Below are 21,118 nucleotides of genomic sequence, written 5' to 3'. Positions count from 1 at the left end.
TTCAACATCCTGGCCAGAAAGCTGGCCAGGATCGCTTGGGGCGTCTTCAAGAGCGGCCGGGACTTTGACCCGGCCATGCTGAAAGTGGGTCAAGCCTGCTTCCAGCAGGCTTGACCACGAACATAGGATCTCGGCTCTACAACGCACAACGAAGAAGGGCGGCCTCTCGGCCGCCCTTCCATCGTTTTATTTCTTCTCGATGGCCGACTCGACCACCATGTCCAGCACGTACGCCTGCGACGGCGCATCGGCCGGCGGGTTCTTCACCTCGTAGCGCTTCACGCGCACCACGTTGCGCACGCCGTCTTCGTGGGTGTAGCCCTCGATGGTGCCGTAGAAGTTCTCGAACTTGCCCGGCTCGCCCTGCTTCAGGCCCTTGTCGTCGAACTTCACTTCACGCACCTGCAGGCACTGGTAGTCCGGGATCAGCGGGTGCGAGCACTTCTCGGTCTTCGCGGCCACTTCCAGGAACACGGTTTCGCCGGCGCCGCCGTAACGGGTTTCAGCGGTCGGTTCCGGGTTGAAGACCAGCGTGTCGCCCTTGGCGGTGGTCAGGGTCAGCCTGCCATCAGCGTCCTGCTCGGCCTTCAGTTCGCCCTGCAGCCGGCTCGACACGGCCTCGTCCAGCGCCATCAGCGCCTTGTCGGTGCAGGCCATCATGGTCGAGGCCATCGCGCTGACGGCCAGCTTGCCAGCGTCGAAGGTATAACCACCGCCCATGCGGTTGCAGGTGTTGCTGACCGACAGGCGGCCGTCAGCGAAGTCGAGGGTGACCGGCTTGTCCTGGCGGGCGAACAGCGCGTCGATGCGCTTGCCGTCGGCGCCGGTGGCCTGCTGCAGCAGCCAGTGCTGGCTCTGCAGGCGCTGCGCGTCCAGATGCGCCAGCGTCTGCTGGTCCGCTGCCTTGGCCGCGGCCGGGGCCACGTCATCGCCGCCGGTGCCGGCCGGGGCCGGGGTCTGGCTGCACGCGGCCATCAGGGCCAGCGGGAGGAGCAGGGTGAGCTTGCGGTTCATGGTGATTCTCCTTGGGGAACCGTGGGGGAAACGGGGTGGGGCTGGCATTGGGGTTACCGTGCCCCGGTGCTGTTCAGCTGCCGGAGGGCAACCACAGCAGCAGCGCCGCGCCCAGCGCGATGCGGTAGAGGGCGAAGGCCGTGAACCTGTGCGACTTGATGTAGCCCATCAGCCACTTCACTACGACGAAGCCGGTGACGGCCGCGGCAAGGAAGGCCACGCCCACCTCGGTCCAGTTCTCGCTGCCCAGCTGCCCGTCCCTGGCCAGTTCCAGGAAAGTGTAGGCACTGGCGGCGAACATGGTGGGAATGCCGACCAGGAACACGAATTCGGCCGCCGCCGCGCGGCGGCTCAGGCCCAGCAGCATGGCCAGGAAGATCGCCGAGGCTGAGCGCGAGGTACCGGGGAATACGCCTGCCACCACCTGCGCCAGGCCGACGCCGATCGCCACGGTCCAGGTCACTTGGTCGCGGTCAGGCAGGCGCGCGGTGTAGGCCTCCACCAGCAGCATCCAGACACCGCCGATGATCAGCGCCCAGGCCACAGGACTGACCGTCTCCGGCAGCGACCAGCCGGCTTTGCGTACCACCAGGCCGACCACGGCGGTGACCAGGAACGCAGCCCCCAGCTTGAATACATACTCCCGGTTCTCACGCTGGTTGAAGCCGGTGGCCAGCTGCAGCAGGCGCTGGCGGAACACCAGCACCACCGCGACGATCGCGCCGGCCTGGATGACGATGTTGAAGAAGTCCGAGCGGGCACCCAGCCAGTGCTGGGCAATGAGCAGATGGCCGGTGCTGGAGATCGGCAGGAATTCGGTCAAGCCTTCGAGGATGCCCAGCAGCAGGGCGGAGAGCAGGTCGGACATGGACGGTGCGGGCACGCGCGGCAGGAAGGAAGAAGGTCGAGAGGATAGACGATCCCTGCTGCACCAAACGGGTGCGCCTGCTGCCGACTGCACCTGTTTGGTGCGCGCTGTTCCGCACCGGTGCGGGGCGGGCTCAGGTAAATCAACGACTTGCGGGTCGCAAAAAGTTGGCACGGTCATTGCTGTACCTCAGCAGGCATTCATCCCCATCCGAGGTCGTACCGATGTCCGTGGAAAACGTTGAGAAGCTGATCAAGGACAACCAGATCGAATTCGTCGATCTGCGTTTCGTGGACATGCGTGGCGTCGAGCAGCACGTCACCTTCCCGGTCAGCATCGTCGAGCCGTCGCTGTTCGAAGAAGGCAAGATGTTCGACGGCAGCTCGATCGCCGGCTGGAAGGGCATCAACGAATCGGACATGGTGCTGCTGCCGGACCCGTCCAGCGCCTACGTCGATCCGTTCTACGCCGATCCGACCCTGGTGATCAGCTGTGACATCCTCGATCCGGCCACCATGCAGGCCTATGGCCGCTGCCCGCGCGGCATCGCCAAGCGTGCCGAGGCCTACCTGAAGTCCTCCGGCATCGCCGAAACCGCGTTCTTCGGCCCGGAGCCGGAATTCTTCATCTTCGACTCGGTCCGTTTCGCCAACGAAATGGGCAACACCTTCTTCAAGGTCGACTCGGAAGAAGCGGCATGGAACAGCGGCGCCAAGTATGACGGCGCCAACAGCGGCTACCGTCCCGGCGTGAAGGGCGGCTACTTCCCGGTTCCGCCGACCGACACCCTGCACGACCTGCGCGCCGAGATGTGCAAGACCCTGGAACAGGTCGGCATCGAAGTGGAAGTACAGCACCACGAAGTGGCCACTGCCGGCCAGTGCGAGATCGGCACCAAGTTCAGCACCCTGGTGCAGAAGGCCGACGAGCTGCTGCGCATGAAGTACGTCATCAAGAACGTCGCGCACCGCAACGGCAAGACCGTCACCTTCATGCCCAAGCCGATCGTCGGCGACAACGGCAGCGGCATGCATGTGCACCAGTCGCTGTCCAAGGGCGGCACCAACCTGTTCTCCGGTGACGGCTACGGTGGCCTGAGCCAGCTGGCGCTGTGGTACATCGGCGGCATCTTCAAGCACGCCAAGGCCATCAATGCCTTCGCCAACTCGGGCACCAACAGCTACAAGCGCCTGGTGCCGGGCTTCGAAGCGCCGGTGATGCTGGCCTACTCGGCCCGCAACCGTTCGGCCTCGTGCCGCATTCCGTGGGTGTCCAATCCGAAGGCGCGCCGCATCGAAATGCGCTTCCCCGACCCGATCCAGTCCGGCTACCTGACCTTCACCGCGCTGATGATGGCCGGCCTGGACGGCATCAAGAACCAGATCGACCCGGGTGCACCGAGCGACAAGGACCTGTACGACCTGCCGCCGGAGGAAGAGAAGCTGATCCCGCAGGTCTGCTCCTCGCTGGACCAGGCGCTGGAAGCGCTGGACAAGGACCGCGAGTTCCTCAAGGCCGGCGGCGTGATGAGCGATGACTTCATCGACGGCTACATCGCGCTGAAGATGCAGGAAGTGACCAAGTTCCGCGCGGCCACCCACCCGCTGGAATACCAGCTGTACTACGCGAGCTGACCGGGCGCGATGGCGGTGGGTTCCCCCTCCCACCCGCCGCCATCGCTTCCGTTCTCGCGGCTGGGGAGCCGCAGGGCGGGCGCAGGCCCGCCGTTGTAGAGCGGACTGTCAGTCCGCTGCATTGGAACGCGAGCCATTGGCCCGCTTATCCAGGGGCAAGAGAGAGACCGGATACGCGACCAGGGCCGCCCTCCCTCCCGCGTCGGTCGTGCAAGGAGAGAGGCACGGCCGTCCCGGCCCTGTACGTGTCCGGTGCAACAGCCACGGTCATCATCCTGATGACCCGTGGTTGCCTGATGCCAACGCGCGCTGGCGCGCTGGCCCCATCCACCCTCGGGACATGCGCATGAAACTGATCTCCGCCATCATCCGACCGTTCAAGCTCGACGAGGTCCGCGAGGCCCTGTCCGATGCAGGCGTGTCGGGCATCACCGTGACCGAAGTGAAAGGTTTCGGTCGCCAGAAGGGCCACACCGAGCTGTATCGCGGTGCCGAGTACGTTGTCGACTTCCTGCCCAAGATCAAGATCGAAACCGTCGTCACCGACGAACGTGCCGACGCGGTGATCGAAGCGATCCAGTCGTCTGCCGGCACCGGCAAGATCGGTGACGGCAAGATCTTCGTGACCGCTGTCGAGCAGGTCATCCGCATCCGCACCGGCGAAATCGGCGCCGACGCGCTGTAAGCCCCCTTCCGGAGACTCCCCCATGAAGATGCGCCTTCTCACCGGGTGGCAAGCCCGGTTCCATCTGGTGTGCCTGTTGATGCTGCTCAGCGCGCTGGCCGCTGGTGCCTGGCCGGGCAGCGCCCACGCCCAGGCACAGGTGTCGCCGCTGCCGAGCGAAACCGTGGCGGTCGAGCCGCTGCACGATCCGGCCGCCACCGCCACCGCCGCCGCGCCGGCCGTGGCCGAAGCGGCCGCTGCCTATGATCGTGGCGACGTCGCCTGGATGCTCACCTCCACCCTGCTGGTGCTGTTGATGGTGGTTCCAGGCCTTGCCCTGTTCTACGGCGGCCTGGTGCGTTCGAAGAACGTGCTGTCGGTGCTCAGCCAGATCCTGGTGGTGTTCTCGCTGGTGCTGCTGCTGTGGGTGGCCTATGGCTACAGTGCGGTGTTCAGCGCCGGCAATCCGTTCTTCGGCTCGTTCACCGAATTCGCCTTCCTCAAGGGCTTCACTCCGGAGTCGGTGGGCAATACGCCGATCAAGGGCCTGCCGGATTACCTGTTCGTCGCCTTCCAGTCGACCTTCGCCGGCATCACCACCGCGCTGATCGTCGGTGCCTTCGCCGAGCGCATCAAGTTCCGTGCGGTACTGCTGTTCTCGGCACTGTGGTTCACCCTCAGCTACATCCCGATGGCGCACATCGTCTGGGGCGGCGGCTACCTGGGTGAACTGGGCGCGATCGACTTCGCCGGTGGCACCGTGGTCCACATCAATGCGGGCGTGGCCGGCCTGGTCGGCGCGTGGCTCGTCGGCAAGCGCCTGGGCTACGGCCAGACCGCGCTGAAGCCGCACAACGTACCGTTTACCTACATCGGCGCCATGCTGCTGTGGGTAGGCTGGTTCGGCTTCAACGCCGGTTCCGCCGCCGCGGCCGATACGGTGGCCTCGCTGGCCTTCCTCAATACCGTGCTGGCCACCGCCGCCGCCGTGCTCGGCTGGACCCTGGTGGAAGCGATCGGCAAGGGCAAGCCGTCGGCGCTGGGTGCAGCCTCGGGTGCGGTGGCCGGCCTGGTCGGCATCACCCCGGCCTGTGGCACGGTCGGCCCGCTTGGCGCGATCGTGATCGGCTTCGTCGCCGGCGTGATCTGCGTGTGGGGCGTGACCGGCCTCAAGCGCCTGCTGAAGGTGGACGACACCGCCGACGTGTTCGGTGTGCATGGTGTCGGCGGCATCGTCGGCGCGATCCTCACCGGCGTGTTCAGCGCGCAGTCGCTGGGCGGCACCAAGGCCGATCTGGATATCGGCCACCAGGTGTGGGTGCAGGTGGTCAGCGTCGGCCTGACCGTGCTGTGGTCGGCGGTGGTGACCGCGGTCATCCTGCTGCTGGTAAAGGTCGTGGTGGGCCTGCGCGTGACCGAAGAAGCAGAGCGCACTGGCCTGGATGTGACTTCGCACGGCGAGTCTGCCTACGAGGCCTGAGGTAGCGGCGTACTGACGTGGTGGGTGCCGACCGTTGGTCGGCACTTCCCTGTCCTGGTTCTGGTAGGTGCCAAGCTTGCTTGGCACAGGGTCCGGGTCTGCTCTGGTGGGTGCCGACCGTTGGCTGGCACGGCCGGAGTGGCGCATCCACGCATGGCGTGGATCTACCGAATCTTTCTTGTGACATGCACCCTCGCGCCAGATCGCGCACAATCAGGCCATGCCTCCGATCCGCACCACACTGATGCTCTCGGCCTGCCTGTTGCTGGCCGCCTGCGCTTCCACGCCACGGGAAACGCGCAACCCGCTCGCCACCTGGGTGCCTTCGCCCAACCAGAACGCGCGCACGCCGGTCATCATCGTCATCCACCACACCGAGCAGAAATCGGTGCAGCAGAGCCTGCATACGCTGCGTACCGCCAACAGCGGTGGACCGGTCAGCGCGCACTACCTGATCGGCGCCGATGGCCATCGCTACCAGCTCGTCGCCGATGAGCGCCGTGCCTGGCATGCCGGCGCCGGGCGATGGGGCACCATCACCGATCTCAACTCGGCCTCGATCGGCATCGAGCTCGACAACGATGGCCGCAGCCCGTTCAGTGCGGCGCAGATCGAATCGCTGATCGTGCTGCTGCGTGACCTAACCACCCGCCTGAACATCCCGCCGCGCCAGGTGATCGCCCACGCCGACCTGGCACCGACGCGCAAGCAGGATCCGAGCCGCTTCTTCCCGTGGCAACAGCTGGCCGAGGCCGGCTTCGGCGTGTGGCCGCGCGCGGCCGACGGCGCGGCACCGGAAGGCTTCGACGCGTGGAATGCGCTGGCCCGCTTCGGCTATCCACTGGACAACCGAGAAGCCACCGTCGCCGCCTTCCACCGCCGTTTCCGTGGCCGCGACGACCTGCCCAAGACGCTGGATGCCGAGGACGCCCGCATCCTGCATTCGTTGCTGCTGCAGATGCCGTGACTCCGCGCATGAACGCTTGACCCCGCGCCGGGTTGCCGCCCAGCGGCCGGCCCGCCACCATGGCGGCATGATCGATTCCGCTACCTTCTTCAAGCGCAAGCACTGGACCCTGTTGGCAGCGGCGGTGCTCGCCGGTTGCGCCACCACCGCTCCCCGCACGGGTTCCGAAGCGCCCACGGCGACCTCACCGCCGGCGGCCACCTACGCCAAGGTCGACTGGAAAGCCCTGCCAGCGGTCTCAAACAGCGATCTGCAGGCCGGCTTCGTTGCCTGGCGCAGCAGCTGCACCCGCCTGAAGAACGACGCTGCCTGGGCCAAGCCCTGTGCCACCGCCGCAGCCGTGTCAGACAAGGACCCGGCCGCGATCCGCCAGTTCCTGCAGCGCGACCTCGATGCCTATGCGCTGCGTGCCGGTGGCCATCAGGCCGACGGATTGATCACCGGTTACTACGAGCCGATCTACCCCGGCAGCCTTACCCGTACCGATAAGGCCACGGTGCCGGTGTACGGCACGCCGGATGATCTGATCGTGGTGCAGCTGGACAGCCTCTACCCGGAACTGAAGGGCAAGCGCCTGCGCGGGCGGGTTGAGGGCAAGGTGCTCAAGCCCTATGACGATGCCGGCACCATCGCCGCCAAAGGCGTAAAGGCGCCGGTGCTGGCCTGGCTGACCGACCCGATGGACCTGCAGCTGCTGCAGATCCAAGGGTCCGGCCGCGTGCGCCTGGCTGATGGCACGCAGGTGCGGCTGGCCTATGCCGAGCAGAACGGCCACCCCTATCGCGCGATCGGTCGCTGGCTGGTGGACCAGGGCCAGCTGAAGAAGGAAGACGTCACCATGGACGCGATCCGCGCCTGGGCCCGGGCCCATCCCGCGCGCGTGCCGGAACTGCTGCGCAGCAACCCCAGCTACGTGTTCTTCGTGCGCACTCCGGACAGCCCGGAAGGTCCGCGTGGTTCACTGAACGTACCGCTCACCGCCGGCTACAGCGTGGCGGTGGATCGCACCGTGGTACCGCTGGGCAGCCTGCTGTGGCTGTCCACCGCGCGCCCGGACGGCAGCCCGGTGGTGCGCCCGGTGGCCGCGCAGGACACTGGCGGTGCCATCGCCGGCGAAGTGCGCGCCGACCTGTACTGGGGCAGCGGCGAAGCCGCCGGCAAGCTGGCCGGCGACATGAAGCAGAAGGGCAACATCTGGATGTTGTGGCCGAAGGGCGTGGCGTTGCCAGCGCCGGCCCGCTGAAGCGCCCACCTGCGCGCTGCGAGGTCGGGCGATAATGGCGCCATTCCGCACTTTCCGGCCGCGCCAGCGGCCAGGGCTCCTGCAATGACCTACGCAAAGCACAACGCAAAACCCGGCGCGAAGTCCGCCGCAAAGAAGTACTACAAGCACTGGGCCGAATCGGGCCTGGGCAAGGGCAACGTGCTGATGGAAGCGCGCGGCGAGAAGATCGTGCGGCAGGTGGAAATCTACGGCACCAGGATGGTCTGGGCCGACGAGCATGCCCACAGCGACGACCGCTTCCTGCTGGCCGACCAGCCGGTGTCGTTCCTGGATTTCGACGAGGACGACGAAATCTCCGCGCGTGAATTCGAAGCCGCCTGGAAGAAGGCACGGGAAGCCACCGGCTACCCGGTGTAATCCCCCCGGCTCCCGCCCTTGTAGCGCCGAGCTTTGCTCGACGCAGCAAAAGCGGGCACGTGAAATGTTATATGATTACATTTCGCCGCAACCGCCCCTTCCCATGAAGACTCCCACCCTTGTGGCCGCCTTGGCGGCCGCGCCGTTCGCCCCTGAAGCTTTCGCACAGTCCGCCGATGCCGCGCTCACTCTCGGCAAGGTGCAGGTGCACCAGCACGGCGAAGGCCAGCTCAGTGCGCACCAGGTACTGACTTCGGTGGACGTGCTCGGCCCGGACCAGATCGAAGACCGCAACGTCTCGCACAGCTGGGAGCTGCTGGGGCAGATGCCCGGCATCCAGCTCACCGAAACGCGGCAGGGTGCCGAATCGGGCAAGGTCAGCTTCCGCGCCTTCAACGGCGAGGGCTACCTCAACGCGATCAAGACCCTCATTGACGGCATCCCCAGCAACGTCAACAGCGGCAACCAGCGCTTCATCGACATGCTGTTCCCGCTGGACATCAGCTACATCGAAGTGGTGCGCGGTACCAACGACCCGCGCTACGGCCTGCACAACATCGGCGGCAACGTGAACTTCGGTACGCGCCAGGGTGGCACCTACACCGACGTGCGGCTGGCCTACGGCAGCTACAACACCCGCGATGCGCAGCTGGCGATCGGCCGCGAAAGCGATGGCTTCGCGCAGAACTACTTCGTCGGCACCCAGGCCAGCGACGGCTACCGCGATCACGATGCCTCGAAGAAGTATTCGCTGGGCGGCAAGTGGTTCCATGGCTCGCTGGACGACGGCCTGCGCGTGGGCCTGACCGCACGCGCCTACCACCACGAGGCGGACGAACCCGGCTTCATGACGGCCGACGAACTGCGTACGCACCGTCGCGGCAGCGACCTGCGCAACGGCAACGATGGCGATGACCGCGACATGCGCCAGATCGCCGCGCACGTGGATCTGAAGCTGTCCGACACGATTACCTTCGGCACGCGGCTGTACTACAACCGCTACGAAGACGATCGCCGCGTGACCTTCAGCGACCTGCCCACCGGCAACCTGCCGCGCCAGCGCCGCGTGTGGGATGAGCGCCAGACCGGCCTGCTCAGCACGCTCACCTGGCAGGCCAGCCCCGCGCTTACCGTCGAAGGCGGCCTGAACTACGAGCAGCAGGACAACGGCTACCTCCGCGAGCGCTACGCCTACGCCGAACCCACCGATTTCAGCCAGGCACCGGCGCGCGTGCAGAACAACGACCGCCACAGCTTCGACAACTGGGGTGCCTACGTGCAGGCCATCTACCAGCCCGGCGAGGCGTGGAAGATCGTGCCGGCCTACCGTATCGACCGCTTCAGTGGTAGCACGCACCTGATGAGCTGCATCAGCGGCCGCCTGCAGGACTACGGCACGATCGGCCAGCCCAAGCTGAGCGTCATCCACAGCCTGGGCCAGACCACCCACGTCTACGCGAACTGGGGCCGCACCTTCCAGGTACTGACCGGGTCCACCGCACCGGCCTACCTCACCCCGGGGCAGGCGCCGATGCAGCCGTCCACCAACACCGGCATGGAGCTGGGCCTGAAATTCCAGCCGTTTGCCGGCAGTCAGGCACGCCTGGCGGTGTGGCAGCAGGATGCAGAGAACGAGGTATCCAACATGCCGGCTACCGGTACGACGGTCACCTTGGGCAAGACCCGCCGGCGCGGCGTGGATGCGCAGTTGAGCCTGCAACTGGGCGACGACTGGACGGTGTGGGCGTCGCACGCCTACCAGGAAGCGAAGATCACCCGCGACGACCGCGATGCCGGCGTTTCCCTGCAGGGACGCCAAGTGGCTGCCACCCCGCGCCACATCAGCAATCTGGGCGTGGATTACCGCGCCAGTGATGCGCTGCGGCTGGGCCTGCAGGCGCGTGCACAGGGCGATTACTACCTGGAAGAGCGCAACGTAGCCGGCAAGTTCGGTGGCTTCGCCGTGCTCGACCTCAGTGCTGCCTACCAGCTCACCCCGCGATTCAGCGTGGACCTGCAGCTGAAGAACGCCACCAATCGCCAGTACGCCTACGCCTGGTACGACAGCTTCTTCTGGGACAGCGCCCGCCCGATGTTTTCGCCGGCCCCGGGACGCAGTGTGTTCGTCGGCCTCAACATGAAGCTGTAACCGGCCACGCATCTGGTAGTGGTCGAGCTCGCTCGACCTGCGGCAGGGGCCGGAGCCCTTTTCTGGCGGAACGTGCTCTGACCCCGAACCCCGCATTTTGCACTACATTGGTGCAATGTCCGACCCCGCACCCCCGCCGTCCCTCGATGCCCTGGGCACGCCGCTGGCCTGGGCCGGGGCCGATGGCCGCATCATCGGCTGCAATCCGGCCTTCGGCCGCTGGCTGGGTGTCAGCGGGCGCCGCCTGCTGGGCCAGCCGCTGGCTGCACTGGAAGTGCAGGGCGAAGCGCTGGCCCACTTCCTGGCACGCGATGAGCGCGACAGCCTGCGCCTGAACCGGTTGGCGCTGGCGGTGCCCGGCGAGGCGCCGCGCTTCGCCGAGGGCTGGATGAGCCGCCGCGACGATGGCGGCTGGTTGCTGGAGGCACATCCGGTCGACGAATTCCCTGGGCTGGACCCGACGCAGGCCCTGCCCAGCGCGCTCAGCGCGGCGCTGAAGGGCCTGGCCCACGAGCTGCGCAACCCGCTGGCCGGGTTGAAGGGTGCGGCCCAGCTGCTGGCCCGCCGCGCGGCCCAGCGCGAGGCCAGCGAGCGCGAACTGATCGAACTGATCGGCTCGGAGATCGAGCGCCTCAACGGCCTGCTCGACCAGCTGCTGTCGCCGGCCCCGGCCGCACCGCACGCCGAACTGAACATCCATGCCGCGCTGGAACGCGTGCTGCGCCTGGCTGAGAACGAGGCCGGCTGGGCAGTGCGCCTGCAGCGCGACTACGACCCCAGCATTCCCGAATTCCGTGGCGACGCCGACCGTCTTACCCAGGCGGTGTGGAACCTGGTGCGAAACGCAATCCAGGCCGGTGCCGGCAGCATCACCCTGCGCACCCGCGTGGAGCATGGCGCGCGCATCGCCGAGCAGCTGCACACGCTGGCGTTGCGCCTGGAAATTGCCGACGACGGCCGTGGTGTACCCGAGGAACTGGCCGAGCACCTGTTCCTGCCGCTGGTCAGTGGCCGCGCCGAAGGCACTGGCCTGGGCCTGGCGCTGGCCCAGCAGGTGGCGCGCGAGCACCGCGGCACGCTGACCTACCGCTCGCGCCCGGGCCATACCGTGTTCACCCTGCTGCTGCCGATTGTCAGTGGCGCCGCCCCGGCCGAGGAGGCCCCGCGCGATGTCTGAGTCTTCTTCGTCCCCGCAGCGCATCTGGGTGGTCGATGACGATCGTGCCGTGCGCTTCGTGCTGTGCACCGCGCTGCGCGAGGCGGGCTACCAGGTCGTCGATTTCGACAGCGCTGCGGCAGCCCTGCAGGCCCTGGGCGAAGGCGCGCCGCCGGCGCTGCTGTTCACCGATGTGCGCATGCCTGGCGACGATGGCCTGGTGCTGCTGGACAAGCTCAAGGCCGCGTTGCCGCAGCTGCCGGTGGTCGTGATGTCGGCCTATACCGATGTGGCCAGCACGGCCGGTGCGTTCCGCGGCGGCGCGCATGAATTCCTGTCCAAGCCGTTCGACCTGGACGATGCCGTGGCGCTGGCGCAGCGCGTGCTGCCGGCGGTGGCGCCGGCACTGGCAGCGCCCACGCCTGCGCCGGAAGCGCATGGCGACCAACCGCCGCAACTGGTGGGTGAGACGCCACCGATGCGCGCGCTGTTCCGCGCCATCGGTCGCCTGGCGCAGGCGCCGCTGGCGGTGCTGATCACCGGCGAGACCGGCACCGGCAAGGAGCTGGTGGCCAATGCACTGCATCGCGAATCGCCGCGTGCGCATGGGCCGTTCGTCGCGCTCAATACCGCTGCAATCCCGTCCGAGCTGCTGGAAAGCGAGTTGTTCGGCCACGAGGCCGGTGCCTTCACCGGTGCGCAGCGCCGCCATATCGGCCGCTTCGAGCAGGCCAACGGTGGCACGCTGTTCCTTGACGAGATCGGCGACATGCCGCTGCCGTTGCAGACCCGGTTGCTGCGCGTGCTGGCGCAGGGCGAGTTCTTCCGCGTCGGTGGCCGCGAACTGATCCGCGTCGATGTGCGCGTGGTGGCCGCCACCCACCAGGACCTGGAAGGGCTGGTCGCGCAGGGGAAGTTCCGCGCGGACCTGCTGCACCGCCTCGACGTGGTGCGCCTGCAGTTGCCGCCGCTGCGCGAGCGCCGTGAAGATATCGCGCAACTGGCCAGCACCTTCCTGGCTGCCGCCGCACGCAGGCTGGACACGCCACCGAAGCGCCTCACCGCCGCGGCGCTGCAGGCGCTGCGCGAACACGACTGGCCCGGCAACGTGCGCGAACTGGAAAACGTGTGCTGGCGGATGGCCGCGCTGGCCGCCGCTGACACCATCGGCGTTGCCGACGTCGATACCGCGCTGAACCGTACGCGGGGCCGTCGCGGCAGCATCAGCGGTGCCGATCCAGGCCAGTGGGAAGTGCTGCTGGCCGAATGGGCGCGCCGCCAGCTGGCCGAAGGTGTGGAAGGGCTGCATGCGCAGGTGCGCGAGCGGGTCGACCATGCGCTGCTGGAAGCGGCGCTTCAGATTACCCATGGCCGCCGCGCCGAGGCCGCTGCCCGCCTGGGCCTGGGCCGCAATACGCTTACCCGCAAGCTGGGCGCCGGGCGCCGCCGCGGGGGCCATTGAACGGTCCCTGCACGCGATCCTCGCGCCCGCTTGCCGAACCGTTGATCGTTCATGGACGATGCAATGCTTAGTGTCACCTGCAAGGAGTCTTCGATGCGTCTGTCCTTTGCCATCCTGCCGTTGTCCGCCGCCGTGCTGCTGTCTGCCTGTGGCAGTGCGCCGAAGAAGGCCGAACCCACGTCGCCACCGCCGACCGTGGTCAGTGCTGCGAAGCAGGGCGAGGCCAATCTCGCGCCGGCCTCGGCCAGCATCGTCAGTGGCCGCATCGCACTGATGGTGGAGCCTGGTGGCATCCACATCACCGGCCTGGTCGGTGGCCTGCAGCCGATGCAGCAGGCCGGCTTCCACATCCATGAGCGCGGCGACTGCAGTGCGGTGGATGCCAGCAGTGCCGGCAATCACTTCAATCCCGGTGGCGCTGCGCATGGCCGCGCCGGCACCGGCAAGCACCACCTGGGCGACATGGACAATCTGCGTGCCGATGCCCAGGGCCGCGCCAACGTCGATATCCACCTCAAGGGGGTTACCCTTGGCGGAGGCGCCGCCACCGATATCGCCGGACGCGCACTGGTCGTGCATGCCAACGCCGACGACTATCGCAGCCAGCCCGCCGGCAATGCCGGCGTCCGCATCGCCTGTGGCGTGATCCGGGTCGTCCGCTGATCACTGCAGGCATCATCGAGGGAGAGATTCCAATGCGTCTGATCCACACTTCGCTGTTTGCGGCCATCGCCGCGCTGGGCCTGGCGGCCTGCAACCAGCAGCCCGCCGCGCCGCAGACTGAAACCCCGCCGGCCGCGCCGGCTGACGGCGCCACCACCGAGCCGGCTGCGGCCCCGGCACCGGCGGCTGCACCGACGGGCGATGCTTCGGCAACGGCCGAACTGGCACCGACCCAGGGCAACGAGACCAAGGGCAGCGTCACCTTCAAGGTGGTTGATGGCAAGGTGCACGTGACCGGCCAGATCAGCGGCCTGAAGCCGGGCAGCGAGCACGGCTTCCACATCCACGAGAAGGGCGACTGCAGCGCCCCGGACGGCATGAGCGCCGGTGGCCACTTCAACCCGGGCAAGCAGGATCACGGCAGCGTGTCCGCTGATCCGCACCACGGTGGCGACATGCCCAACATCAAGGCCGACGACAAGGGCGTGGCCACCATCGACGGCCCGGTGTCGAGCAACGTCAACATCGGCAAGGGTGATGACTTCGACATCATCGGCCGTGGCCTGATCGTCCACGCCGACGCGGACGACTACAAGACCCAGCCGACCGGCAACGCCGGCGCGCGCCTGGCATGTGCGGTGATCCAGAAGGCCCCGTAAGGGCGATCCTGCTGGGAACGGAAAACGCCGGCGCAAGCCGGCGCTTTTCTTTGCATCGCTTCCTGTAGAGCCGAGCCCATGCTCGGCTGCTCTTCGGTGGACCTGAGCCGAGCATGGGCTCGGCGCTACAGCAATACGCACGGCGGTCGCGCCCCGGCGAAACGCAATTGCACGGTAGCGCCGGGCCATGCCCGGCGGTGCGCATCCGCAGATCAGCGCGCCAGCAGCTCGCGCGCGTCCTGCCCGGCCTCGCAGTGCACGAACAGCACCGGCACGCCGTGTGCCTCCAGCACCGCAGCCATCTGCCGCTGGCGCATCAGGAACTGTTCGTAGATGCCCTTCAGGCGGTCGCAATCGTTCTTGCTGTGGTTGTAGTGCGCGCACCAACCGGCCGGGTCGAACAGTGCCATGCGTGCTTCGCCGTGCGTATAGCGCAGCAGCGGCTCGGGCGCGGCATTGAGCCACTCGTCCTCGCCCGGCGCCATGATCGCGGTCTCGATCAGCGGCCACAGCGCGGCCAGGCCCTGGTTGTCGTACTGCATCGACATCATCGCGGCCAGATCGTTCACGGTGAAGTAGCGTGCGTGTTCGATCCGCGCACCGAAGCTGTTCTGCGCCATCAGCGCGGTGTCGGCATGCGCCATGCCGTTGGCGAGCAAGGTGTCTTCCAGCGCATGCGCGACCGCGTTGGTGGTGGCCACATCGCTGCCGGTCAGCAGGAACGGCACCACGCGCAGGCCACCGCCAACCAGGCTGGCATCGGCCTGGAACGGCAGCGGCACATCACCCTCGGCATCGGTACCGAAGGCCAGCAGGCGCGGGCCCTGGTTGCGGCCCGGAGCACGCATCTGCAGTTCTTCCAGGCGGCGATGGATCGGCCAGCCCGGGCGCAGCACTTCGGCCGGGTCGAAATGGGCGGCGGCGAACACCAGGTCCAGCTCGGCTACCTGTGGCACCAGCTTGGACAGGTCACGGCCGACGCGTTCGGCCAGTTCACCGGCCTGTTCTGCGCTGAGCACCGCCTGGCGGGGGATTTCACCGCCGGCCAGTTCCAGGGCCAGCACGCCAAGGGCATTCATCGCGGGGTCGGGTTTGCTCATGGTTCCACGGTTGGCCCATCACAGGGCGGCAGCTACACTTGGCTCCATTATGCCTGCTCCGCCGTGCAGGCCATGTTGCAGACACCCTCATCCATGCCAGGTATCTCCATGCCCAACGCTCGTCCCGTCGCCATCCTCGGTGGCGTCCGCATTCCGTTCTGTCGCCAGAACACCGCGTATTCGGATGTCGGCAACCTCGGCATGTCGGTCCGTACGCTGGGTGCGCTGGTCGAACGGTTCGGCCTGCATGGCCAGCAGCTGGGTGAAGTGGCAATGGGTGCGGTGATCAAGCACTCCAGCGACTGGAACCTGGGCCGCGAAGCCACGCTGTCCTCCGGCCTGTCGCCGCTGACCCCGGGCATCACCCTGCAGCGCGCCTGCGGTACCTCGCTGGACAGCATCATCACCGTGGCCAACAAGATCGCGCTGGGCCAGATTGAATCGGGCATCGGTGGTGGTTCGGACACCACCTCCGACGTGCCGATCGTCTACGGCAAGAAGCTGCGTGCACGCCTGCTGGCCGCCAACCGCGCCAAGAGCACCGGCGACAAGATCCGCGCACTCACCGCTGGCTTCAAGTTCTCCGAGCTCAAGCCCGAGTTCCCGGGCGTGGCCGAGCCGCGCACCGGCAAGAGCATGGGCGACCACTGCGAGGACATGGCCAAGGAGTGGAACATCTCGCGCGACTCGCAGGACGAGTGGGCGGTGTCCTCGCACAAGAAGCTGGCTGCCGCCTATGAGCGCGGATTCTTCAACGACCTGATCGCACCGTTCCGTGGCGTCGAGCGTGACAACATCCTGCGCCCGGATACCTCGCTGGAAAAGCTGGCGACGCTGAAGCCGGCGTTCGACAAGGTCTCCGGCCGTGGCACGCTCACCGCCGCCAACTCCACCCCGCTGACCGACGGTGCCGCTGCGGTACTGCTGGCCAGCGAAGAGTGGGCACGTGCGCACGGCCATGAGCCGCAGGCCTATCTGCGCGATGCGCATGTCTCTGCGGTGGACTTCGTGCATGGCGAAGGCCTGCTGATGGCACCGACCGTGGCCGTGCCGGAGATGCTCAAGCGCAATGGCCTGACCCTGCAGGACTTCGACATCTACGAGATCCACGAGGCCTTCGCCGCGCAGGTGCTGTGCACCCTGCGTGCGTGGGAGAGCGAGGATTACTGCCGCAACCGCCTGGGCCTGGATGCACCGCTGGGTCGCATCGACCCGGACAAGATCAACCTGCTGGGTTCGTCGCTGGCCACCGGTCATCCGTTCGCCGCCACCGGCGCACGCGTGATCGCTACCGCCGCCAAGCAGCTGGCCGAACGCGGCGGTGGCCGCGCGCTGGTGTCGATCTGCACCGCCGGCGGCATGGGCGTGGTGGCGATCGTCGAACGCTGATCGCTGCGACTACCGGGTTCCACATATGAAAACGCCGCCCGGTGGGCGGCGTTCTTTTTCTCCGGTGTGTGCCGACCGTTGGTCGGCACGCTTCACGGCAACCGCGGGTTGCCGAATTCGTCGCGCTCTTCGTTGGCGTCATATACCGGGGGCTGGACCGCGATCGGCTGCTCTTCCACCGTGGCACGCAGCGGCGCTTCGCTGCCGCGTACCAGTTCCACGCTGTCCTCGCCGCGCTGCAGGCGCAGCGCATTGGCCAGGCACTGTGCCGCCAGCGCGTGTTCGCCACGCTGCGCGAACAGTTCACCCAGTGCCTCCCACGCTGGGGCACCGGCGCCGGCGGCGATGGCCTCGTGCAGGAACGTATCGGCGGCATCCCACTGCTGCTGGGCCAGGGCCACGCGGCCCTGCGCCAGATGCAGTGCGGCCGAGCCATCATGCACATTGCGCCAGCGCGCCAGGTTGGCCTGGCGGGTGGCCAGGCGCTCGGCCGGCAGGCGGCCGTACAGCGCCACCAGTTCGTCGTCCCAGCGCTGGTCCAGCGCCTGTTCCAGCGCCAGCAGCGCCGGCTCGTCCCAGTTCAGGGCCACCGCGCGGCTGGCATACGCGCCGACCACGTCCGGGGTCGGGCGCAGCGCCTTCGGCGTGGCTTCCCACTGCGCGGCCAGCGCGTTGACGTCGGCCGCTTCCAGCAGCGCCTGTGCGGCCAGGCGGGCTTCCAGTTCGCTGTTGGCGTCGGCCGGCAGCACCTTGCTCTGGCGCAGTGCACCCAGCTGGCCATACGCCTCGTGGGCGCGGCCGGCCTGTGCCAGCGCTTCGGTACGCAGCCACAGGCCGCGCGGCGGCAGCGGCTGGATCGCGGCTACGTCCAATGCGTTGATCGCATCCACCGGCAGGTCGCGCGCCAACAGCTGTTCGGCGCGCAGCAGCGCCTGCAGCGTGGCATCGCTTTCGCCCAGGCGCTGCAGCAGTGCTTCACCGGCGGGGCCGTCGGCGCGCGCCTGTGCGCTGCGCACCGCATTGGCCAGCGCCACCGCGCTCACCTCCGGGTCCTTGGCCGCACCGTCCAGCAGTTTCTCGGCACGCTGCCACTGGCCATGCTCGTAGGCCTGCAGGCCGTCGATCAGGCGCACCCTGCCCTGCTTGCGGCGGTAGCGGCCCCAGGCACGGAACGGTGCAGCGATCAGGCTCCACAGCAGCCACAGCACCAGGACCGTGATCACCGCCAGCAGCGCTACCTTCGGCAGGTTGCTGTGATAGTCGTAGCCGCCGTAGCGCAGGGTCACCTCGCCGAAGCGGTTCAGGTCATCGGCGCCGAGCCATTGCGCGGCGACCACGCCGATGGCCACGGCCAGCAACAGCACGACCAGGGATTGCAGGGGTTTCATGCGGGCTTACCTCCGGTCGGTCTGGGTGCGCAGTTGTTGCAGGGTGCTGCCAAGGACAGCGTCGTTGGCCTGCAGTGGAAGTTCGCGCAAGGCCTTCAGTTCAGCACGTTGCGCGCGCAGGGCCGGTGAATCCGGCCAGCGTCGCTGTGCCCAGTGTTCCACCCGGTCCAGGGCGGAGTTGCGGCCCGCGCGGTCGCCACGCTCGATGGCGGCACGTGCCAGCGTCAGTTCCAGCTGCAGTGCATCGTCGGCGTTGCGCTGTTCGGCGGCCGTCAGTGGGCCGTTCTGGCGGCTGGGGGTGATGTCCACGAACGGGGCCAGGGTGGCCTGCCACCACGGCTTGGCAGCATTGCCGCCGGTCGTGCCGGTGATCTGTGACGGTAGGCCCTGCAGCGCCCGGGCCACAGCATCCAGACGCTGCAGCGACTGCACGCGCGGGCCGCTGCCGAGCGCGTCCAGTGCCTCGCGCTCCTGCACCAGCGCCTGGCGCAGGTTCAGGCCATCAGCGTCGGGCAGTTCGGCCAGTGCGGTGGCCGCCTGTGCGTACAGGCGGCGTGCGCCCTCCACGTCGTCGGCATAATTCAGCCGTTGCGCCGCCTGGGTCAGCAGCAGTTCGGCCTCATCGCGCTGTACCGCCTGGCGGCCCTGGTTGGCGCTGTCGGCCAGCTTGGCCAGGTTCTCTTCCAGCAACGCGCTGCGCTGGGAGAGGCCCAGGATCTCGTCGCGCAGCACGCGGTTGGTGGTGGCCGCGTCCTGCAGGCGCTGGCTGGTTGCGCGCTGGTCACGACGCAGCGCATCCAGCGTGGCCTCCAGGCCCTTCAGCTGGACGGCCGTGGTCTGTGCCTGCGCTTCCTGCTCATGCTGTTGCTGCTGCCAGACGTACCAGCCGGCATAGCCGCCCGCGCCAAGCACGACCGCAGCGGCCAGCGGCAGCAACCAGCGCACGGGTCTACGGGGCGGGGAAACGGGCGGAGTCTCGTTCATGGGGCTTCCTTGTCGGCAACGTCGCCGGTCAGGGTCCGGCAGGCCGCATGGTGCACAGCATCACTGTTGCCGACCACAGCGGCAAGCGTGATCCACGTCCCTGTTCAGTTCGCTGCCGGGACGGTGAGCGTGGCGTGTGCAGCGGCCACCAGCTGCGCAGCAGCGGGGCCGGCGCTGCGTGAGATGTGCCGCAGGCCGAGCGACCGCGCCTGTTCGCCGAGGCGGTCGCTGGCAACCACCACGCGGGCAGACGCCCGCAGGCGCTGCTGCCAAGTCGGCGGAAGCTGCTGCCAGAAATGCAGCAGCGCCTCGCCACTGCTGACCGCCAGCACCCACGGCTGCGCTGAATGCGCCAATCGCGCCAGCGTGCGGGGCGAAAGCCGCAGCAGGCGACGCTGGTAGACATCGGCACGTTCGATCGCGGCGCCGGCGGTCTGCAGGTGTGCAGCAATCAGGCCGCGTCCGCCGGGCGCGGTGACCAGTCCGATGCGCAGGCCGCGGACGTCCGCCAGCACCGGCAGCGCCAGCAGCCCCTCGCTGTCCATCCGCTGCGGCGCATGCACCCCGGCGACGCCGTGCTCCCGCAGCGCGCGCGCGGTGCCTTCGCCCACGGTCAGCCACGGGCTGCGTTGCGCCTTGGCCAGCGGCAGCAGGGTGGCGGCCGCGGTAACCGCGGCCGGGCTGGTGAACACCACCCGGTCGCAGTTCAGCGCGCGTTTCAGCTGACGCACCACTGGCATGCCGTTCAAGCGCTGCAGGCGCCAGGGCGGCAGGGCCACCACATGCCCGCCCAGCCCAGCAACGGCGCGGCGCAGCGCGGAATTCTGGCCCTGCGGTCGCAGCGAAATGAAGGTCCAGCCCGGCTCGGAACCGGCGGCGCCAGTGGGTATCGTATGGTCGGCCATTGCCTGCATTATGCGGGCCCTTCGTTGTCGTGGTCGCTGCTCCGATGTCCGTTGATGCTCTGACTTCCTCGCTGGCCGCCCTGCAGGACGTGCTGGACTGCATGCCGGCGGTGCGCGCCATGCAGATCCAGCTCGATGGCTATGCCGATGGCGTGCTGCGCATCACCGCGCCGCTGGCCGCCAACGTCAACGACAAGGGCAACGCCTTCGGTGGCAGCCTGGCCTCGGTGCTGACCCTGTCCGGCTGGGCATTGGTCAGCCTGCGCCTGCGCCTGGCCGGCCACGATGCCGAGGTCTACGTGGCCGACAGCAACCTGCGCTACCTGGCCCCGGTCTACGAAGACCTGCATGCCCATGCCGAAGCGGCCGAAGCCAGCGGCTGGGATGCCTTCCTGAATACCTTCCGCCAGCGCCGCAAGGCCCGCATCAGCATCATCGCCACCCAGCCCGGCGCCGATGGCAAGCCGGCCGCCGAGTTCAGCGGTCGCTTCGTTGCCTTCGCCAAAGGGTAGGATGGCAGGCTGACGTCCTGGGGAAACCACCGATGCGCCGCCTCATCCAGTTCCTGATGTGTTCCCTGCTGCTGGTCAGCGCCGTGGCTTCGGCCGACGACCTCAGCCGCAAGCAGCGCAAGTTGCTGGAAGAGACCCAGATCGCCTACGGCGCCACCATCCGCTGGGGCAGCATGGACGATGCGATCGGCTATCTGGACCCCAAGCTGCGCAAGGAAAAGCCGCCGACCGAGTTCGAGCTCAACCGCTACGCACAGCTGCGCGTGTCGTCCTATCGCGAGCGCAGCAGCGCCGCGCTGGATGGCGGCCTGGTCGAGCGCCGTGTCGAAATCGGGGTGATCAACCAGAACACCCAGGCCGAGCGCACCGTGGTCGTGGTCGAGCGCTGGCGCTGGGACCCGGAGGCCAAGCGGTGGTGGCAGACAGCCGGCCTGCCGGACCTGTGGAAGGGGCAGTGACGGGCCGCGTCCGGCTTGTGCGAC

The 21,118-nt window shown here is 67.9% G+C and carries 20 protein-coding genes and 1 pseudogene; 15 read left to right on the top strand and 6 right to left on the bottom strand.

Annotated elements, in window-relative coordinates:
• A pseudogene (locus tag AC5P6A_RS16045) lies at window positions 1–114 on the top strand (IS110 family transposase); the annotation flags it as partial.
• Window positions 115–186: 72 nt separating this feature from the next.
• Here AC5P6A_RS16045 and AC5P6A_RS16040 read toward each other — a convergent pair.
• Both AC5P6A_RS16040 and AC5P6A_RS16035 read right to left on the bottom strand, forming a co-directional pair.
• A complete protein-coding gene (locus tag AC5P6A_RS16040; protein WP_155028770.1) occupies window positions 187–1,014 on the bottom strand; it encodes an META and DUF4377 domain-containing protein in 828 nt (275 codons plus the stop codon).
• A 73-nt stretch (window positions 1,015–1,087) separates the two neighbouring features.
• Window positions 1,088–1,882: an undecaprenyl-diphosphate phosphatase gene (locus AC5P6A_RS16035; RefSeq protein ID WP_111097740.1), complete on the bottom strand. Its 795-nt coding sequence runs from the start codon at window positions 1,880–1,882 to the stop codon at window positions 1,088–1,090.
• Window positions 1,883–2,106: 224 nt separating this feature from the next.
• On the opposite strand from AC5P6A_RS16035, the gene glnA reads away from it, so the two are divergent.
• The 11 genes from glnA to AC5P6A_RS15980 all read left to right on the top strand — a co-directional run bounded on the left by glnA (window position 2,107) and on the right by AC5P6A_RS15980 (window position 14,358).
• Window positions 2,107–3,516, top strand: coding sequence for a type I glutamate--ammonia ligase (gene glnA / locus AC5P6A_RS16030; RefSeq protein WP_019661939.1), 1,410 nt, complete (start codon window positions 2,107–2,109; stop codon window positions 3,514–3,516).
• Window positions 3,517–3,862: 346 nt separating this feature from the next.
• Complete coding sequence (locus AC5P6A_RS16025) at window positions 3,863–4,201, top strand: P-II family nitrogen regulator (RefSeq protein ID WP_004134334.1); 339 nt, start codon at window positions 3,863–3,865, stop codon at window positions 4,199–4,201.
• A gap of 22 nt (window positions 4,202–4,223) precedes the next feature.
• Complete coding sequence (amt, locus tag AC5P6A_RS16020; RefSeq protein ID WP_346715244.1) at window positions 4,224–5,660, top strand: ammonium transporter; 1,437 nt, start codon at window positions 4,224–4,226, stop codon at window positions 5,658–5,660.
• 220 nt (window positions 5,661–5,880) lie between these two features.
• Window positions 5,881–6,627, top strand: a complete 747-nt coding sequence (locus AC5P6A_RS16015; RefSeq protein ID WP_019661936.1) for an N-acetylmuramoyl-L-alanine amidase — start codon at window positions 5,881–5,883, stop codon at window positions 6,625–6,627.
• Between the two features lie 67 nt (window positions 6,628–6,694).
• Window positions 6,695–7,870 (top strand): murein transglycosylase A, encoded by a 1,176-nt coding sequence (gene mltA, locus AC5P6A_RS16010; protein WP_332329360.1) that lies wholly within the window; start codon window positions 6,695–6,697, stop codon window positions 7,868–7,870.
• Between the two features lie 84 nt (window positions 7,871–7,954).
• Complete coding sequence (locus tag AC5P6A_RS16005; protein WP_021204073.1) at window positions 7,955–8,269, top strand: hypothetical protein; 315 nt, start codon at window positions 7,955–7,957, stop codon at window positions 8,267–8,269.
• A gap of 103 nt (window positions 8,270–8,372) precedes the next feature.
• Entirely contained in the window at window positions 8,373–10,418 is a 2,046-nt protein-coding gene (locus AC5P6A_RS16000; RefSeq protein WP_495222353.1) for a TonB-dependent receptor, read from the top strand.
• Window positions 10,419–10,533: 115 nt separating this feature from the next.
• Entirely contained in the window at window positions 10,534–11,595 is a 1,062-nt protein-coding gene (locus tag AC5P6A_RS15995) for a two-component system sensor histidine kinase NtrB (protein WP_021204071.1), read from the top strand.
• Window positions 11,588–13,036 carry a nitrogen regulation protein NR(I) gene (gene ntrC / locus AC5P6A_RS15990; RefSeq protein WP_332329357.1) on the top strand — a complete coding sequence of 483 codons (1,449 nt, stop codon included), beginning with the start codon at window positions 11,588–11,590 and terminating at the stop codon, window positions 13,034–13,036. The genes AC5P6A_RS15995 and ntrC overlap by 8 nt, the downstream gene beginning before the upstream one ends.
• Before the next feature lie 93 nt (window positions 13,037–13,129).
• Entirely contained in the window at window positions 13,130–13,699 is a 570-nt protein-coding gene (locus AC5P6A_RS15985; protein ID WP_346715242.1) for a superoxide dismutase family protein, read from the top strand.
• Between the two features lie 32 nt (window positions 13,700–13,731).
• A complete protein-coding gene (locus AC5P6A_RS15980; RefSeq protein WP_346715241.1) occupies window positions 13,732–14,358 on the top strand; it encodes a superoxide dismutase family protein in 627 nt (208 codons plus the stop codon).
• A gap of 212 nt (window positions 14,359–14,570) precedes the next feature.
• Here AC5P6A_RS15980 and AC5P6A_RS15975 read toward each other — a convergent pair whose 3' ends face one another.
• Window positions 14,571–15,458, bottom strand: coding sequence for a hypothetical protein (locus AC5P6A_RS15975; protein WP_019661928.1), 888 nt, complete (start codon window positions 15,456–15,458; stop codon window positions 14,571–14,573).
• A gap of 93 nt (window positions 15,459–15,551) precedes the next feature.
• Between AC5P6A_RS15975 and AC5P6A_RS15970 the strand changes: the two genes are divergently transcribed.
• Complete coding sequence (locus tag AC5P6A_RS15970) at window positions 15,552–16,847, top strand: acetyl-CoA C-acetyltransferase (RefSeq protein WP_099551602.1); 1,296 nt, start codon at window positions 15,552–15,554, stop codon at window positions 16,845–16,847.
• Window positions 16,848–16,939: 92 nt separating this feature from the next.
• Here the strand turns inward: AC5P6A_RS15970 and AC5P6A_RS15965 are convergent, their stop codons facing one another.
• The 3 genes from AC5P6A_RS15965 to AC5P6A_RS15955 all read right to left on the bottom strand — a co-directional run bounded on the left by AC5P6A_RS15965 (window position 16,940) and on the right by AC5P6A_RS15955 (window position 20,133).
• Entirely contained in the window at window positions 16,940–18,235 is a 1,296-nt protein-coding gene (locus tag AC5P6A_RS15965) for a heme biosynthesis HemY N-terminal domain-containing protein (protein ID WP_155028776.1), read from the bottom strand.
• A 6-nt stretch (window positions 18,236–18,241) separates the two neighbouring features.
• Window positions 18,242–19,219, bottom strand: a complete 978-nt coding sequence (locus AC5P6A_RS15960; RefSeq protein ID WP_155028777.1) for a uroporphyrinogen-III C-methyltransferase — start codon at window positions 19,217–19,219, stop codon at window positions 18,242–18,244.
• 104 nt (window positions 19,220–19,323) lie between these two features.
• On the bottom strand, window positions 19,324–20,133 hold the full coding sequence (locus AC5P6A_RS15955) for a uroporphyrinogen-III synthase (protein ID WP_346715240.1): 810 nt from the start codon (window positions 20,131–20,133) through the stop codon (window positions 19,324–19,326).
• 35 nt (window positions 20,134–20,168) lie between these two features.
• On the opposite strand from AC5P6A_RS15955, the gene AC5P6A_RS15950 reads away from it, so the two are divergent.
• Window positions 20,169–20,636, top strand: coding sequence for a YiiD C-terminal domain-containing protein (locus AC5P6A_RS15950; RefSeq protein ID WP_008266702.1), 468 nt, complete (start codon window positions 20,169–20,171; stop codon window positions 20,634–20,636).
• Between the two features lie 32 nt (window positions 20,637–20,668).
• Window positions 20,669–21,094: a hypothetical protein gene (locus AC5P6A_RS15945; RefSeq protein WP_058980224.1), complete on the top strand. Its 426-nt coding sequence runs from the start codon at window positions 20,669–20,671 to the stop codon at window positions 21,092–21,094.
• Window positions 21,095–21,118 lie beyond the last annotated feature (24 nt).

The organism is Stenotrophomonas sp. YJH_SMC_20, from assembly GCF_059367845.1.
The sequence above is the reverse complement of the archived record's forward strand: the minus strand, read 5'-3'. Positions and strand labels throughout refer to the sequence as shown.

Bases quoted from the DNA above. Each gene is read 5' to 3' on its own strand.
- AC5P6A_RS15945 (WP_058980224.1), top strand. From the start codon at position 20,669: ATGCGCCGCCTCATCCAGTTCCTGATGTGTTCCCTGCTGCTGGTCAGC.
- mltA (WP_332329360.1), top strand. From the start codon at position 6,695: ATGATCGATTCCGCTACCTTCTTCAAGCGCAAGCACTGGACCCTGTTG.
- AC5P6A_RS16005 (WP_021204073.1), top strand. From the start codon at position 7,955: ATGACCTACGCAAAGCACAACGCAAAACCCGGCGCGAAGTCCGCCGCA.
- AC5P6A_RS15985 (WP_346715242.1), top strand. From the start codon at position 13,130: ATGCGTCTGTCCTTTGCCATCCTGCCGTTGTCCGCCGCCGTGCTGCTG.
- AC5P6A_RS16035 (WP_111097740.1), bottom strand. From the start codon at position 1,882: ATGTCCGACCTGCTCTCCGCCCTGCTGCTGGGCATCCTCGAAGGCTTG.
- glnA (WP_019661939.1), top strand. From the start codon at position 2,107: ATGTCCGTGGAAAACGTTGAGAAGCTGATCAAGGACAACCAGATCGAA.
- AC5P6A_RS16040 (WP_155028770.1), bottom strand. From the start codon at position 1,014: ATGAACCGCAAGCTCACCCTGCTCCTCCCGCTGGCCCTGATGGCCGCG.
- AC5P6A_RS16025 (WP_004134334.1), top strand. From the start codon at position 3,863: ATGAAACTGATCTCCGCCATCATCCGACCGTTCAAGCTCGACGAGGTC.
- AC5P6A_RS15995 (WP_021204071.1), top strand. From the start codon at position 10,534: ATGTCCGACCCCGCACCCCCGCCGTCCCTCGATGCCCTGGGCACGCCG.
- AC5P6A_RS15975 (WP_019661928.1), bottom strand. From the start codon at position 15,458: ATGAGCAAACCCGACCCCGCGATGAATGCCCTTGGCGTGCTGGCCCTG.
- AC5P6A_RS16000 (WP_495222353.1), top strand. From the start codon at position 8,373: ATGAAGACTCCCACCCTTGTGGCCGCCTTGGCGGCCGCGCCGTTCGCC.
- ntrC (WP_332329357.1), top strand. From the start codon at position 11,588: ATGTCTGAGTCTTCTTCGTCCCCGCAGCGCATCTGGGTGGTCGATGAC.
- AC5P6A_RS15960 (WP_155028777.1), bottom strand. From the start codon at position 19,219: ATGAACGAGACTCCGCCCGTTTCCCCGCCCCGTAGACCCGTGCGCTGG.
- AC5P6A_RS15980 (WP_346715241.1), top strand. From the start codon at position 13,732: ATGCGTCTGATCCACACTTCGCTGTTTGCGGCCATCGCCGCGCTGGGC.
- amt (WP_346715244.1), top strand. From the start codon at position 4,224: ATGAAGATGCGCCTTCTCACCGGGTGGCAAGCCCGGTTCCATCTGGTG.
- AC5P6A_RS15950 (WP_008266702.1), top strand. From the start codon at position 20,169: ATGTCCGTTGATGCTCTGACTTCCTCGCTGGCCGCCCTGCAGGACGTG.
- AC5P6A_RS15970 (WP_099551602.1), top strand. From the start codon at position 15,552: ATGCCAGGTATCTCCATGCCCAACGCTCGTCCCGTCGCCATCCTCGGT.
- AC5P6A_RS15965 (WP_155028776.1), bottom strand. From the start codon at position 18,235: ATGAAACCCCTGCAATCCCTGGTCGTGCTGTTGCTGGCCGTGGCCATC.
- AC5P6A_RS15955 (WP_346715240.1), bottom strand. From the start codon at position 20,133: ATGCAGGCAATGGCCGACCATACGATACCCACTGGCGCCGCCGGTTCC.
- AC5P6A_RS16015 (WP_019661936.1), top strand. From the start codon at position 5,881: ATGCCTCCGATCCGCACCACACTGATGCTCTCGGCCTGCCTGTTGCTG.